The organism is Spiroplasma gladiatoris (assembly GCF_004379335.1).
Taxonomy (GTDB): Bacteria; Bacillota_I; Bacilli_A; order Mycoplasmatales; family Mycoplasmataceae; genus Spiroplasma_A; species Spiroplasma_A gladiatoris.
This window is the reverse complement of sequence record NZ_CP038013.1, coordinates 151,685-167,424: the sequence shown is the minus strand read 5'-3', so window position 1 is coordinate 167,424 and position 15,740 is coordinate 151,685. Positions and strand designations below refer to the sequence as shown.

The window sequence follows — 15,740 nt, the reverse complement described above, 5'->3', positions numbered from 1 at the left end:
AAATAAAAATATGGTAGCCTGTACGGGGATCGAACCCGTGTATGCACGGATGAAAACCGTGTGTGTTCACCGCTTCACCAACAGGCCATAAAAAATGGCGGCTTTTGCAGGACTCGAACCTGCGACCAACCGGTTAACAGCCGGTTGCTCTACCAACTGAGCTAAAAAGCCATTTCTTAAAAACTACTTATTCATAATAGCATAGATATAATAAAAAATACAAACTTTTTTTATTTTTTTTAAAAAAACTTCTATCAATATTAATTGGAGCTTTGAAGTTTAATTTAACTCTTATTTAGTTATAAAAAATTGGACATTAATTATTGATATAGCATTTTTATCTTTATTTTCTTCTGCTCAAGTAACTATCATTTTAATTATTGATGCAGTAAGTTTATTACTTAATGGCAATAATACAAATTTATTGAAAATTTAAGATGCTACCGGAACACTAAGCATTGTCTTAATGTTAGGTATCATTTCTAATACGTTTTCAGCAAAATTAACTAATAAACCATATAATACATCTTTTAGTCATTCGTTTCCATTAGTTAAAACTAATTGTTGCATAAATAATTTCATTTTATATATTCCTAATGACAATAAGTTTTGAGTTTTTTTCATTCAACCAACCTCTTTATTTTTTGCATCAACTTCATCTTGTGTTGAACTTTCTTTAAGTTTTTTAATATTCTAAACCGCTATTTTCAGACTCATTACTTTTTTCATTTTCATCATAAGTGTTATTACCATTTAAATCAATCATTAATTTATAACTGATCTTTCACCCTTTTGCACTATAATCAAAGTTTATTTCAGATATATAAGTATTTTCAAGGTTTTTTGCTTCTAACGAAGTATACATTTAATCACTTATTTTTTTAGCTAAAGCGTCATATTTTGCTTTTTTATTTTTTTCACTTCTGGATGTTGAGTTATATGTATCTTCAATTTTTACCCCACCTGTAACTTCTTCTCAAGCACTAGCAAAAGCAGTTTTTATGTCTTCTATAAAAGTTTTTGTAATATAATAGTTATTAAATACAGACTTAATATTTTTTTCTACATCATTTAGTTCTTTTTTGCCACTTACTTTTGTCACCAAATTTTCTTTTAATACTTTTAAATTTTCAGTGTTAATTTCACTTGAAAAAATGTTTTTGTATTGTTTATTTGAAATTTAACTTCTCCTTTAATTTCGTTTGCTTATTTAAATTCAACTAATAAGTTCGCATCGCTTTCGGGGGGTTTTTTCCGTTAAATTTATCATAAACAATTTTTTGCAGCAGCAATTGATTTTACTCTATTTGAAAATCCAAACTTACAACAGTACCTTTAGATGCAGCCGCAGCTGAGTCATTACATGATATAAATATTGATCTCATAGAAGCAGTTAAAGGTGCCGCACTAAATTAAAGGGTCACCCCAAACTACATAAAAATTATGTATATAATTTTTATAGAGGGGTGATTTTTTTTATGGCAAAAACTATTTTATTTAGTGCTGAATAAAAAAGAAAATAATAGATGAGTTTACAAATACAGATATAAGCGCAAGAAAGTTAGCTTTAAAATTTAATATTAAACAAACATCAACTATTTATATTTGACAAAATCGTTATAAACAAAAAGGAATTGCTGGGCTAATTGATGCAAAGAGAGGTAGAAAACCTAAAATAAATAAAGAAGTTGAGTTTGAAACAATGAAACAAGAGTTGGAACATTTAAGAAGAGAGATGCAAATTAAAGAAAAAGAGAATAAAAAACTAACAAGTAAAGTAGAAGTTATGGAAAAGTATACAGTATCTCTAGTAAAGGAATGAAAAAACAAAAAGTAAATATCGAATTGTATAAAATAGCAAAAAATTACGAGCAAAAAATATAGCATTATCATGACTAATTAATCTTTTAAATATTAATCTAAAAGCTTATAATAAATGATTATCAAATGGTTCAAAAGAATATATGACCATAAGAGACACAAGTTATGACTTATTTATAAACCAAGTTTTTTACGATAAATATTCAAAATATGGAACTCATCGAAAATGAGGGCACAAAAAAATTGCACTAAAATTTGGTTTAGGTCGAAAAATGGTCTTGAGTTCTATGAAAACACAAAATCTAGTTCCTGAAAATTGTGAAAAAAGTAGAAAATGAAAAGCTTATACTAAAAAAAACAAAGATCTAATAAATACAGCTCCCAATTTATTAAAAAACCAAGAAACAAATAAAAGCGAGTTTATTGCAAATAAATCGTTAGAAAAAATTTGTTTAGATATTTTGGAGTTCAAAATAAAAAACAAAAAATTACTTATTTGCTTATATAGATATATATTCTAGACTACCTTTAATAACATATTTTGCAAACAATCAAACAAACAAGAACTTATTATTAGTATGAAACTTTTAGTTGCTAAATATGATGTAAAAAACAGCATTATCCACACGGATAGAGGATCACAATTTAGGAGCTTAATTATGAAAGAATTTTGTAACAATTACAATATTATTAAAAGCATGACAGATGTATATGCTTCTTGACAAAACTTGATAGTAGAAACATTTTTTAAAAGCATAAAACAAAATTATTATGTAGGTTATAAGTTTGAAGATAATGGAACTTTTATAAATTGAATGAAAGATTGTATATGAAATTATTCTAATAATAGAATAATAAACAAATTAAAAAATACTCTCAAAGAAATTTTTGAGAGTAATTTATTAAAATATATGTAGTTTGGGGCGACCCTTTATTTAGTAAAAACTTTTTTTATATATTTATTATTCCATTTTACTTGCTTCGTATAATTCTTTAAAAGGTCCTTCCATGCTTTTTAACTTGTCAAATGCTCCTTTTTGAATAATTCCTTTACCATTACTTCCTAAAACTATAATTTCATCTACTTTTTTAATTGTAGCTAGTCTATGAGCGACGATAATAGTCGTTCTTGATTGCATTAATTTGTATAACTTTGCTTGAATTTCTTTTTCCACTTTTGAGTCTAAAGCACTAGTCGCTTCATCTAGTAAGAGCAATTTAGGATTTTTCAAAAACATTCTTGCTATTACTAATCTTTGCTTTTGGCCACCACTCAACATAACACCTCTTTCACCTAAAATAGTGTTATATTTTTCTGGTCAAGACATTATCAGTTCGTGTAGACCAGCCTTTTTGCAAGCTTCTATTATTTTTTTGTTATTCATTTTAAAGTTTCCGTATTTAACGTTTTCAAAAACATTTCCATATAAAATTTGAGGTTCTTGTTCCACATATCCAACATTACTTAAGTATTTAGATAAGCTAATTTCTTTTAAATCACAATCATTATTTAAAAGAACTTTACCATTTGTTGGATCATAAAATCTTAACAATAGTTTTATAATTGTAGATTTACCACTACCCGTTTCACCAACAATTGCATAACTTTTTCCTTTTTTAAAAACATAATTAAAACCTTCTAGAATTTTTTTTCCTGGTTTTTCTGGATAAACAAAGTCGATATCTTCAAATTTTATATCTCCTCAAATATTTTTTCCTTTAATAGTTTCGTCTTTTATTTTTTTTATTTTAGGTTTTGACTCCATTGTTTTAATTATTCTTTGTGAAGATACAGAAGCGTTCATTAATCCTATTAAAGCATTCATAATTTGAAACAATGGTGCAGTTAGCATAGATTGAGCCAATTGAAATGAAGCTAATTTATATTTAAAAAAACTTAAACCTTCATTAGGTTCTGCAAAAATACCATAAATTAATATTGACAACAATATAGAAGAGAAATTTAAAACAAATATTCCTCCTCATATAATTGTTAGCATCATCGCTTGGTTAGTGTTTACTTTTTTTGATTCATCATAATACTTTTGATGAATATTTACAAATCGTTTTGTTTCATATTCTTCTGTACCCGATGACTTAATAAGACTAATCGCCGAAAGACGATTAACAACATCTCCATTTATTTTAGTAATTGTATCTTTTGCCTTATATAATTTTTTTCTTGTTGCTACAAAACTAAATATCATAGCAATATTTGATAAACAAAATATTGCTAAAGATAGTATTGCAATTTTTCAAGAAAAAACAAGCATTAATATTGCAGCTGATGCTATTTCTAAACTTGACACACCAATTTGAAGAGGAACCTGAATCGCTTGATCTCCTATAATTTGCGTATCGTTAATAATTTTTGTAATAATTTCTCCTGTTTTTTTGTTTGAGTAATAAGAAATGTCTTGTTTTACTAAATTTTCTAAAGCTTTATTTCTTAAAGCAATTTCTATTTTTCTTCCAATGTTATAAGCAACCACTTCATAAAAGTATGAAGCAACACAATACAAAGCAATATCTAATATCGATATAGATATTAATAAATATATATCTAAGTTTCAATATGGTATTAAATTTTGATTATTAATAGGATTACTTTCTCCTAATTGATCTGATAATTTGATATTTATCGCCAGTGTTAATTGATAAGTTAATAATGGTAGTAAAATTGAGCATGCCACTATCAATAAACTCATTATTAACAATAAAATTGATAATTTGTATTCTTTTTTATAATAATAAAATAATAATTTTTTAAAAGGCCCTTTTGTAGAACCTGTTATCGCGTTCATATAAATCTCCGTTCTTTAAAGCAAAAAATATTGATTTTATTCAATATTTTTTTGATGCAGAGTTTCTTTGAGTTCGAACATTTGAACTAAAGTTGATTTTAATATTATCTGCTATATTAAAATCAATATGGTCTTATAAAAAGACAAACAAACTTTTTAAAAGTTTTTTTGCGAACTATTGATATAGTTCTATTATTTTTTATAAGTGGCTTAGATTAAAAAAAAGACCACAACCCATCAACATAAATTTTATTGTTGATTTTGCATTGAACATATCATTTAAGATACTATTCATAAACATCATATCATTTGTAAATTAATCTGTCAAAAAACTATGTATATTAATTAAAGTTTTAATATAAACATTATGTAAAAAGTATTTCTTTATTTCTAACTAATTTAAATATAAATAAACAACCTTTTAAAAATAAACTAATAAAATGTATATTTGTTTATTTTTAGGTTGTATTATTTTATTTTTTTTGTCTTGCTAAAATTTTTGTAAAAGATCAGTTTGTAATAAAAATAAATAGTGGTACAAGTAAAGTGTTTATTACAAAAATAGCAGCTAATCCGGCAGGTAAATTATATGTTTTAAAATCGAAAAATACATTTAAACCTTCAAAAGGCAACATTGTCAATGCTGTTATTATTATAGAAAATGTTATTAGAATAATTAATCACTTGTTTGGTTTATATTTATCAACAACTACTTTTTTATTAGAATTCAATATCGGCATAAACTTATTATTAAATAAAATTGCATAAAATATAGGAGAAAACATTATACAAATATAAGCTCCCGCTTTAGCATAACCAGTAGCAAAATTTTTTAATTGTTCAGCACTAAGTGATACATTGAAGTTATTCATATAAATTTCAGCTATTGCGAAATTTAAAACAGCAAAAAATGTGTTAAAAAATGTTGTTAAAATTATTTGAACTAATATACCTTTAAATAAACTTTCTTTTTTATGAGTTGGTGGAGGATTTAGCATAACCCCATTTCTTTCGCTTTGCATACCAATTGGAATTGCAACAATTGTTTCAACAACAAAAATATGAAATAAAATGTTAACTGAGTTTAGAGCAAGTTGGCCAAATATTCCTAATACTAACAATATCGTTAAAACTTGACTAATGTTTGCTGCAATCAAAAATGAAATAGAGTATTTTATTTTTTCATAAACGTTTCTTCCTGAGTTTATTCCTGAAATTATAGATTTAAAATTGTCATCAGTTAGTATAACATCACTTACTTTTTTAGACACTTCAGTTCCAGTAATTCCCATAGCAATACCGACATCAGCTTTAACTAAACTTGGTGAATCATTAACTCCATCACCTGTCATAGCAACAATATTATTTTGGTCTTGTAATAAATCTACAATTAAAGCTTTATGTTCTGGATTAACTCTTGCAAAAACATTTGTTTGGTTTAGCTTGTTTTTTAAATCTTCTCTTGATAAAGTTTCAATTTCAGCTCCTGTTATAACATCATTATAAGTTTCATCTGCAATGCCTAATCTCGATGCTATTTCAAAAGCAGTAACTTTATGATCTCCAGTAATCATTATAACTCTAACCCCTGAATCATGTGCTTCTTGTACGGAGTGTTTAACTTCTTCTCTTGGCGGATCAATAATTCCAACTAATCCCATAAAAACAAGTTTATCTTCATACTGATAATCTTGTTCTAAGTCTATTTTTTCTAAATCTTTTTTTGCAAATCCTAATGTACGCATTCCTTTTTTTGCAAATCTTAATAGTTGATCTTTAATATTTGCTATATCATCATCATTAATAGGTCTAACATCTTTACCATCGACAATGTGTTTGCAATTAGGTAACAAATAGTCCATTGCACCTTTTGTATAAGCTACATATTGACCGTTTTCAGAATCAATTAAATTAACAGTTGACATTACTTTTCTTTTTGAATCGAATGGAACTTCATCAACTCTTTTATATTTTCTTCTCATAGTTAAATAATTAATTTTTTGTTCAACTAATAAACTTACTAATGCTAAATCTGTTGCGTTCCCTATTTTTTCTCCTTTTTTATTAATAATTGCATCATTACATAAAGCCATACATCTAACCAAAGGGTCTTCTGTTAAATCTAAATCCTTGCTGTTAAAAACTTTATTATTAAAATATAAACTATCAACAAACATTTTATTTTGAGTAAGTGTTCCTGTTTTGTCAGAACAAATAACGTTAATGTTCCCTAATGTTTCAATTGATTTTGGTTTTTTAATCATAACATTTTTAGTAGCCATTTTTTTAGTTGCAATCATTAAACAAATTTTTACTATTATAGTTAAAGATTCTGGAATTATACTAATAGCAGAAGAAACAGCTACTAACAATAATTGATAGACTGACTCGTTAATTTTACTATTGTTTAAATAAGCGATAGTAAAAATAATTGTTCCTAGTATTATTGAAATTATTCCAATAATCAATGTTAATTTTGCTACTTTTTTTTCTAAGGGTGTTTTTTTCTTTTTAGTTTCACTAATTTTTGTAGCAATTTTCCCTATTTCTGATTCTCTTCCGGTGTTAAAAACAACACCTTTCATTTTTCCTTCAATTACTAAAGTAGACATAAAAGCAATATTTTTTTGATCTCCCAACACAAGTTGATTTTCATCTAAAATTTCATCAACTTTATCAACTGCTTCATTTTCTCCTGTTAAAGCAGATTCATCTACTTTTAACATTTGATTTTCAATAATTCTACAGTCTGCTGGTACATAATCTCCAGATTTAGTATATATAATATCTCCCGGAACAATTTCTTCAATACTTATTTTAATTTGTTTTGAGTCTCTTAAAACAATCGCTTGAACCGAGTTATTTTTTATTGCTTCTTTTTGATTTAATGCCTTGTATTCTTGAATAGTAGCAATAAATGAGTTAGTTAAAATAATAACACATATTATTACTAAACCAGCTATATCAGGAGCTTCTAACTGATTAATTAAACCAATAATCAGAGAGACAAGTCCTGCAATTGCCATCATAATACTTAAAGGGTCTAAAAAACTTTTGAAAAATATTTTTACTAAATTTGGTTTTTTTGGTTTTGGTAAACAATTAGTACCAAATTCATCTAGTCTTTTTTGAGCTTCTTTTGAAGAAAGCCCAGTAATTTGGTTACTTTCTAAAATTTTTAAGATTCTTTCATTTGATAAAGCATGTCATTTTTTAGAGTATTTGTCAATTCGATCGGCAAGTGAAGTTGTATTTTTATTTAAGTTTTCTTGCATATATTTTTTCCTTTAAATTCTACAAAATCAATCTTACAACTTTAAAAATAAAATACAAACTTGCTAAAAAAAATACCCTATTATAACTTAGTGTTATAAGGGTTATTTATAGTTTTTTATGAAATTTTTTTTTATATAAAATGAATATTATCCAATAGTTACTTCTTCTTCTAAATAAGCATAATTTTGTTTATTTTTTGGTTTTACAAAAGCAAGTAATGTGTTTGATATTCCTAATTGTCCTACAAACATTGTAATTACTAATATAATTTTACTTAAAACACCCATTGCTAAAATTTCTTTATTATCAAATGGTTGAAATCCAACAGTTCCAAACGCACTACAAACATATACAATTAATTGAATAATTGTATATTCTGTATTATCAGTTGAAGCTTCACGATTGTATAACATTTTATTTGAGTCTAGATAAACAATAAAAATACTAAACACAACAATAAAAAATGAAAGAAAAACAACTGCAAAACTTCTTTTAACAGTTTCATCTGGAACTTTCTTTTTAAAAGCTTCAATCGAGTGTTTATTTCTGATTATTGAAACAACTGCAATTAAACAAATCGCAAATGTAGTTGTCCGAATACCTCCAGCTGTTGAAGATGGAGCGGCGCCAATAAACATTCATATAGCCATTATAAATTTAGATCCTGCTGTAAAATTATTAACATCAACTGTAGAAAATCCTGCATTCCGACAGGAAGTTACGTTAAAAATAATATCAAATACTCATTGATAGATTTTTTGTTCTTCATAAACTCCATCAAATCCAGTTGGTCTATACATTATTTTACTTTTTTCAATAGTTAAAACCTCAGACATAATTACTAAAATCGGTCCTATAAATAATAGCCCTGTATAAACTACAAAGTTTAGTTTTGTAAATAAAGAAAATTTAACTTTTTTTCCTTCTTTTCTAGCTTTTAGTTTTCTTTTGATATCGTGATATGTTGGATATCCTAAACCACCAATTATTCATTGCATCATAAAAATTACTTGTAAAAAATAACCTCTTTGATCTCCTTGGTTATAAGGTTGAAGTGAAGCCTTTGAAATTATGTCAAACCCTGCATTATTAACAGCACTTACTGAGTGAAATATTGCAGCTCAAATTGAAGTAGAAAAATTATGATAAGGGTTCGTAACACTAAAATCGGTATTTGCAGCACCTGTAGAACTTAAGGGTGTAAAATAAAATCCAAAAAATAAAACTCCAGCCCCACTGATTTCAATAAAAGTTAAAAAAATAAATGCATCTTTTATCATTTCAACTGTATTTGAAACTGTTCCTGTTCCTCTTTCGCTTTTTGCAACATGTTGATCGTCTAATGAAATTTTTCGATTTAATAAAGCTAAAATTACTAATTTGATTGTTAGTAATCCTATTCCCCCAATTTTAATCATGATTAAAATTAAAATTTGTCCAAACAAACTATATTGAGTATTAGTTTGTAAAATTGTAATTCCTGTATCAGAAATAGCACTAGAAGCCGTAAACATCCCTGTTATAAAGTTTCAATAAGATTCTTTATCTAAAACAACTCCTGGTATTGATAATAAAAAACCACCAATCACTATAGCAGAAAGATAACCAATAATTATTTTCCCACTTATTTTAGAAAATGGTCATCAAGACTTAAGTTTTTGAAAAGTTGTTTTTTTAAATACTTCTTTTTCCAGCCTCTTTTTATTAGCTAAAATCTTTTTATTTAACTTTTTTTCCACATTTTTATTTGGATTTTCTTTTAAATTATTTAAAGAATCTTGCATTAGAACAACTCCTAACTTTTTAAACTATTAACTATTATACAACAAGTTTTTTTTATAAATCAAAATATAGTAGTTTTATTGTACTATAATTAATAAACAGTTGTATAATTAAAAAGTTAGAAAGAAGAGGCTTTAAAATATGGCTAAAAAGAAAAGTTTTGCAATAATTGGGGCTAATTACTTTGGATTATCTGTTGCTCAAACATTAGACGAAAAAAAACAGTATATTAAAATGTTTGATATAAACGAAGAAAAGTTAAATTTATACTTATCAGATTTTGATTCAGTTGAAGGAATAGTTTTAGATACTACACATAAAAGTGCTTTAGAAAAGAATGGGATTTCTCAATTTGATTGTGTTATTGTAAGTTTACGTTCAAACATGGAAGCGTCAATTATTACGGTTTTAAACTTGATTGACTTGGGTGTTGAAAATATTATTGTAAATGCTAAGGATAATCATCACAAAAGAATATTAGTTGCTTTAGGAATAGATGAAGATAAAGTTATTATTCCAGATGTTTTAACAGGTAAATTGATGGCTACAAAATCACTATTTGACATTGAAGGAGATTTACAATCAACTGATGGAGAATATAGTTTCACAAATATTATCGTAAAAGATGAGCAAATAATTGATAAAACTATAAACGAGGCTGGGCTAAGTACTAATAAAGATTTTAACATTATTCAAATTAAACGTAATGGTAAAATAGTTATTCCTGATGAATATACCGCCTTAAAAGAAGATGATACTCTTGTTGTTTTTGCAAAAAATAACATTATTAACAACTTGATCGAAAAAATTAAGGGCGATTGAGAAGATAACTAAAAAATTATTAATAAAAAAGTAAAGTAGTTAACTACTTTACTTTTTTTAATTGATTAGTTATTATTTCAATTGATTTATCAGGATTAACATTCCCACCTGTAATTTTCATAAGTTGTCCCATTAAAGTTTTTTCTACTCTTTCTGGGCGATTCTCATATTGAGTTTTTATTAATTCTATATTTTCTAAAATAATTGGTTCGAGTAATTTTAAAATCTCGTTTTCATCGTTAATTAATCTTAGATTATTCGCTTTTATAATATCTTCAACTTCATTTCCTGACGAATAAGCAATTGGCAAAATTGCTTTAACGTGTTTTGAAGAAATAATACCCTCTTCTAAAAATTTTATTATGTCTGCTAAATGTTTTGGATTAATTTTAGACTCAACAATTGTAATGTTATCTTTATTCAATAAAGATTTAATATCACTAATTATATAATTAGATATTTTTTTTGGATCGCTCCCTATTTTAAGACAACTCTCAAAAAAATTATTTAATTCAACACTAGACAATAAATAGTTTGTGTCATCAACACTTAATTTTAAATCGTTGATATAACGCTGTCTTTTAGTATTTGGTAGTTCTAAAGATGCATTTAAAACTTCGTTAACTCAATCTTGATCTAACAAAATTGGATTAATGTTTGGCTCTCTAAAATATTTATAGTCCACAGCATCAGTCTTAACTCTCATCAAAACTGTTTCTTGTATTGTTTCGTCATATCTTCTAGTTTCTTGTTGAACAACTTGACCAGATAATATTAGTTTAGACTGTCTTTCAATTTCGAACTCTATTGATTTTTTTACATTATTTAAAGAGTTTAGATTTTTAATTTCTACTTTGTTTCCAAAACCTTTATAACCATAAGGTCTTAAAGAAATGTTTACATCACACCGCAAAGAACCTTCACTCATTTTTACATCACTAATACCAAGGTATAACAAAATTTCTCTTAAATTATTAACATATTCAACCGCTTCATATGCACTTCTTATAACCGGTTTTGAAACAATTTCAACCAAACCGATTCCACTTCTGTTATAGTCTAATAAAGTAATTTCTTCTTTATGAATTTGTTTTGCAGTATCTTCTTCAATGTGCAATCTTTCAATTTCAATTTCTTTATAAGAATTATCTTGTAATTTAATTTTTAATTTACCTTCTTTTCCGATTGGGTGAAATTGTTGAGTGATTTGAAATCCTTTTACTAAGTCTGGATAAAAATAATTTTTTCTGTCAAATCTTAATAACTTATCAATTTCCATATTCAAAGCATTACATGCAAGTAAAGCAAGCTTAACTCCTTCTTTATTAACGGTTGGAAGCGCACCTGGATAACCTAAATCTACTTCACAAGCTTGTGTGTTTGGTTCTTTTCCAAAACTTACAGGAGCTGGTGAAAACATTTTAGATTTAGTTTTCAACTCAACGTGGTTTTCAATTCCTATTATCACTTCAAAATTACTCACTTAACTCACCGCCTTCAAAATTGTTTGCTTTAATTAGATTTTCTAAATATTTAGCTGCTTGTAAAACAAGTAAATCTTCTTTTGGTTTTGCGTTTAAATTTATACCAATTGGTAGGTTTTCTTTTTTTATAAACGGAATTGTAATTGAAGGCATTCCATTAAAGTTTGCTATTTCTAAAACATCTTCAATTCAGCTTCCTTCATAATCTTTACGATCTTCTACATCAGTTCCTAAAACATTTTTTACAGTTGGTGCTGGTTCAAAAGACGGAGGCAAGATTAAAATATCTATTAAATCAAACAACTCATTTGTTTTTTCAATAAATATTCTTCTTACTTTTTTAGATCTATTTAAAATTTCTTCTTGATTCTCTTTTTTTAATTGATAACTTCCTATTGTAAATCTTTTTTTAACAGTTTTTCCGAAGTTTTTGGTTCTTGTTTTTTTCATTATTTCAATGTAATCTTTTCCTTCTTCTCTAATTCCGAAGTTTATTCCATCAAGATTAGAGTGGGTTGATACTCCTTCAGAAAAAGAAATCATCATATAAATAGCTGGAATTGTTTTTAATAAAGTTTCGTCAAAATCTATTAAAATAATTTCATTGTCATCTTTTTTTATTTGATTAAAAAGTTCTTGATACTTATTTTTTAAATCTTCATTCATATATTTTCATACTGGTTTTAAAAATCCAAATTTGATTTTTTTATTTAACCCATTGATGTTTTTGTAATATTCTTTTTTATTATTAAATGAAGTAAAATCATTTTTATCATATTCAAAAGTTGCATCACTTAAAATTGCAGCATCATCTACTGTTCTTGTAAAAAAACCAACGTGATCTAAACTCGGTGCATAAGGTATGACACCAAATCTTGAAATACTTCCATATGTTGGTTTAAATCCAACGATTCCATTAAAACTTGCAGGTTTTCTAATTGAATCCCCTGTATCTGTTCCTGTTGAAAATGGTACTAAACCTGCACTTACAGCATAAGCACTACCACTTGAACTTCCTCCAACTATTCTTGAATTATCAAGCGGGTGTCTAACCTCTCCGTTAAAACCAAATAGACCTGTTCCACCCATTCCTAATTCGTCTAAAGTTGCTTTACCTAACAAAATACATTTATTAGATTCTAACTGTTTTGTAATGGTAGCATCAAACGAAGGAATGTAATTTGATAATATTTTAGAACCTGCTGTTGTTAAAATATTTTTTGTTGAGATGTTGTCTTTTGTAACATAAGGGATTGCAGATAATAAGTTATTTTCATCAAAAAGATTTTGCAAATCAAATTCAGACATTTTATTTTCTATTAATGTCACTAAAAAATTATTTTCAAAATGTGCTTGTAAATTTTTATAAGTATTATCTACTAATTCTTTTACACTAATTTCTTTATACTTTAATTTATTATGTATATCAATGATACTTAGATTTTTATAATTCATTTACTTAACTACCTTTTCTATTGCTACAAAACCATCGACTACTTTTGGAGCATTATTTAAAAGTTCATTTTTTTGAATGACTCTTGTTTGATTATCATCTCTTAAATATGAGTTTAAATATTCAAAACAGTAGTGACTAGGTTCTACACCATTAACATTTATTGCAAACACTTTTTCAAACTTTGAAAGTAAATCGTTTTCCAACTTTAAAAATTCATCTGCTTCTTGTTCGGTTAAATCTAGCATAATATCATCAGCTAATTCGTAAATTAATTTTTTTTCAATTTTCATTATTTTTCTCCTAACATAATTTCAAAATCTTTTTCTTCAATTATTTTAACACCAAGCTTTGTTGCTTTGTCAAGTTTACTTCCTGCATCTGTTCCTGTTAATAAAAAATCTGTTTTTTTACTAACACTATCAATAACTTTTGCGCCATATTCTTCAAGAATATTTTTAAAATAATTTCTTGGTTGTGACAAAGTTCCTGTTATAACAAAGTTTTTATTTGAAATTTTGTCATTAAATTTAGATCCAACTTGTCCTAAGTAACCAGTATTTACATTCAAACTTACTAATTCATTTAATAAATTTAAATTATCTTCATTTTTAAATCAATCCACAACAGACATTGCAACTGTAGGTCCTATATCATGAATACTTTCTAGTTGTGTAATATTTAAATCTTTAAAGTTTTTTAAATCTTTAAAAATAGAGATTAAAAGTTGTGCTGTTTTTTTTCCAACATGTCTAATACCTAGACCAAAAAATAATTTTTCAGCTGAGTTTGTTTTAGATTTATTAATTGCTTTTAATAAATTTTCTACAGATTTTTTACCCATTTTATCTAGACTGATTAATTCTTCTTTATGATTTTCTAATTTATATAAGTCAGAGATTTTTTTTATATAACGATTTTCAAAAAGTTTTTCTATAATTTTTATGCTTAAACCTTCTATGTTCATAGCTTCTCTAGAAACAAAATGTTCCATTGATCTTATAAGTTTTCTAGGACAAGAAATATTTATACAATATTGATCAACTTCACCATCAACTCTTTCTAAAGTAGACTTACAAATAGGACAATTTTTTACTTCGCTAAATTTTTTTAATGCTTCAAAATCCTTATTAATGATTGGTTCTATAATTTCAGGAATTATATCTCCGGCTTTTTTAACTTTAACGTTAGCACCAACTCTAATATCTCTTTGCATTACAAAATCAGCATTATGTAGAGTTGCGTTTTGCACCGTTGTTCCAGCTAGTTGAACTGGTTCAAGTGAAGCGTTATATGTGATTTTTCCCGTTCTTCCTACAGTTGCAAAAATATCTAAAAGTTTTGTGACTTTTATTTCTGCAGGAAATTTATAAGCTATGGCTCATTTTGGAAACTTTGAAGTATATCCAACTTTTTCGTATAAATCAAAATTATTTATTTTTATTACAACTCCATCGATTTCATAATTTAATTGTAATCTTTGTTCGCTTATAAAATTAATATGTTCTATAACTTCTTCAATGCTATTACATAATTTTCCTAATTCATTTACTTTAAATTTTAATTTTTTTAAGTACTCTAGAGAATCAAGATGTGTTTCAACTTTTTGTCTATTCATAAAATAATATAAGTAAGCGTCTAAGTTTCTAGAAGCTGCTATATTAGAATCTAATTGTCTAATTGTTCCTGCTGCTGCATTTCTTGGATTTGCAAACAAAGGTTCTTCATCTAATTGTCTTTGTTTATTAATTTTTTCAAACTCTTTTTTAGATAAAAATATTTCTCCTCGTATCTCAACATAACTATCTTTATCATTAATCACTAATGGAATACTTTTTATAGTCTTTACATTTGAAGTGACATCTTCTCCATAAATTCCATCGCCCCTAGTAACTGCTTTATGCAATTTTCCTTTTTTATAAATAAGTGATATAGATAGTCCATCAATTTTTGGTTCTACAAAAAAATTATAATTATTATTTTCGATCTCTTTATAAATTTGATCATTAAAGTTTTTTAAATCTTTTTGGTTAAACGCGTTTGCCAAACTTAACATTGGAGTTTGATGCTTATACTTTTCAAATTTATCTAAAACTATTCCTCCTACTCTTTGGGTAGGAGAATCAATTGTTATTAAAGCAGGATTATTTTTTTCTAGTTCTAAAAGTTCATTAAATAATTTATCGTACTCTGCATCATCTACTAAAGGTTTATCTAAAACATAATATGCATAACCATATTCTTGTAAAAGTTTTTTTAAATGCTCAATTTTATTTTCAATTTCTGTCATAATACTCC

General features: G+C 26.2%; 14 protein-coding genes and 2 tRNA genes. 4 read left to right on the top strand and 12 right to left on the bottom strand.

What is annotated here, in order from left to right:
* Positions 1 to 11 precede the first annotated feature (11 nt).
* From SGLAD_RS00760 to SGLAD_RS00740, 5 genes are all read right to left on the bottom strand, one after another.
* Positions 12 to 87 (bottom strand) — tRNA-Glu (locus SGLAD_RS00760).
* An 8-nt stretch (positions 88 to 95) separates the two neighbouring features.
* A tRNA-Asn gene (locus SGLAD_RS00755) sits at positions 96 to 171 on the bottom strand.
* A 261-nt stretch (positions 172 to 432) separates the two neighbouring features.
* Positions 433 to 624 (bottom strand): hypothetical protein, encoded by a 192-nt coding sequence (locus SGLAD_RS00750; protein ID WP_134297150.1) that lies wholly within the window; start codon positions 622 to 624, stop codon positions 433 to 435.
* Positions 625 to 685: 61 nt separating this feature from the next.
* Positions 686 to 865: a hypothetical protein gene (locus SGLAD_RS00745; RefSeq protein WP_134297149.1), complete on the bottom strand. Its 180-nt coding sequence runs from the start codon at positions 863 to 865 to the stop codon at positions 686 to 688.
* On the bottom strand, positions 866 to 1,102 hold the full coding sequence (locus SGLAD_RS00740) for a hypothetical protein (RefSeq protein WP_134297148.1): 237 nt from the start codon (positions 1,100 to 1,102) through the stop codon (positions 866 to 868). It lies immediately after the preceding gene.
* A 600-nt stretch (positions 1,103 to 1,702) separates the two neighbouring features.
* Between SGLAD_RS00740 and SGLAD_RS05440 the strand changes: the two genes are divergently transcribed.
* The 3 genes from SGLAD_RS05440 to SGLAD_RS00730 all read left to right on the top strand — a co-directional run bounded on the left by SGLAD_RS05440 (position 1,703) and on the right by SGLAD_RS00730 (position 2,738).
* Positions 1,703 to 1,837 carry a hypothetical protein gene (locus tag SGLAD_RS05440; protein WP_279585901.1) on the top strand — a complete coding sequence of 45 codons (135 nt, stop codon included), beginning with the start codon at positions 1,703 to 1,705 and terminating at the stop codon, positions 1,835 to 1,837.
* A gap of 127 nt (positions 1,838 to 1,964) precedes the next feature.
* Positions 1,965 to 2,342, top strand: coding sequence for a hypothetical protein (locus tag SGLAD_RS00735; RefSeq protein WP_134297147.1), 378 nt, complete (start codon positions 1,965 to 1,967; stop codon positions 2,340 to 2,342).
* 138 nt (positions 2,343 to 2,480) lie between these two features.
* Positions 2,481 to 2,738, top strand: a complete 258-nt coding sequence (locus tag SGLAD_RS00730) for a hypothetical protein (protein ID WP_134297146.1) — start codon at positions 2,481 to 2,483, stop codon at positions 2,736 to 2,738.
* 45 nt (positions 2,739 to 2,783) lie between these two features.
* Here SGLAD_RS00730 and SGLAD_RS00725 read toward each other — a convergent pair whose 3' ends face one another.
* The 3 genes from SGLAD_RS00725 to SGLAD_RS00715 form a co-directional block, all read right to left on the bottom strand.
* A complete protein-coding gene (locus SGLAD_RS00725) occupies positions 2,784 to 4,625 on the bottom strand; it encodes an ABC transporter ATP-binding protein (protein WP_134297145.1) in 1,842 nt (613 codons plus the stop codon).
* A 473-nt stretch (positions 4,626 to 5,098) separates the two neighbouring features.
* Positions 5,099 to 7,900, bottom strand: a complete 2,802-nt coding sequence (locus SGLAD_RS00720) for a cation-translocating P-type ATPase (RefSeq protein WP_134297144.1) — start codon at positions 7,898 to 7,900, stop codon at positions 5,099 to 5,101.
* A gap of 147 nt (positions 7,901 to 8,047) precedes the next feature.
* Positions 8,048 to 9,685, bottom strand: a complete 1,638-nt coding sequence (locus SGLAD_RS00715; RefSeq protein ID WP_134297143.1) for a TrkH family potassium uptake protein — start codon at positions 9,683 to 9,685, stop codon at positions 8,048 to 8,050.
* A 139-nt stretch (positions 9,686 to 9,824) separates the two neighbouring features.
* Here SGLAD_RS00715 and SGLAD_RS00710 point away from each other — a divergent pair, with 139 nt between their 5' ends.
* Entirely contained in the window at positions 9,825 to 10,517 is a 693-nt protein-coding gene (locus SGLAD_RS00710) for a potassium channel family protein (protein ID WP_134297142.1), read from the top strand.
* Between the two features lie 31 nt (positions 10,518 to 10,548).
* On the opposite strand, the gene gatB is transcribed toward SGLAD_RS00710, so the two are convergent.
* The 4 genes from gatB to ligA are packed head-to-tail and all read right to left on the bottom strand — an operon-like array spanning position 10,549 to position 15,732.
* Entirely contained in the window at positions 10,549 to 11,988 is a 1,440-nt protein-coding gene (gene gatB / locus SGLAD_RS00705; protein ID WP_134297141.1) for an Asp-tRNA(Asn)/Glu-tRNA(Gln) amidotransferase subunit GatB, read from the bottom strand.
* Positions 11,981 to 13,444 (bottom strand): amidase family protein, encoded by a 1,464-nt coding sequence (locus tag SGLAD_RS00700; protein WP_134297140.1) that lies wholly within the window; start codon positions 13,442 to 13,444, stop codon positions 11,981 to 11,983. Before SGLAD_RS00700 ends, gatB begins: the two co-directional genes overlap by 8 nt.
* Positions 13,445 to 13,735 carry an Asp-tRNA(Asn)/Glu-tRNA(Gln) amidotransferase subunit GatC gene (gene gatC / locus SGLAD_RS00695; protein WP_134297139.1) on the bottom strand — a complete coding sequence of 97 codons (291 nt, stop codon included), beginning with the start codon at positions 13,733 to 13,735 and terminating at the stop codon, positions 13,445 to 13,447.
* Positions 13,735 to 15,732 (bottom strand): NAD-dependent DNA ligase LigA, encoded by a 1,998-nt coding sequence (gene ligA, locus SGLAD_RS00690; RefSeq protein WP_134297138.1) that lies wholly within the window; start codon positions 15,730 to 15,732, stop codon positions 13,735 to 13,737. The genes gatC and ligA overlap by 1 nt, the downstream gene beginning before the upstream one ends.
* Between the last annotated feature and the right edge of the window lie 8 nt (positions 15,733 to 15,740).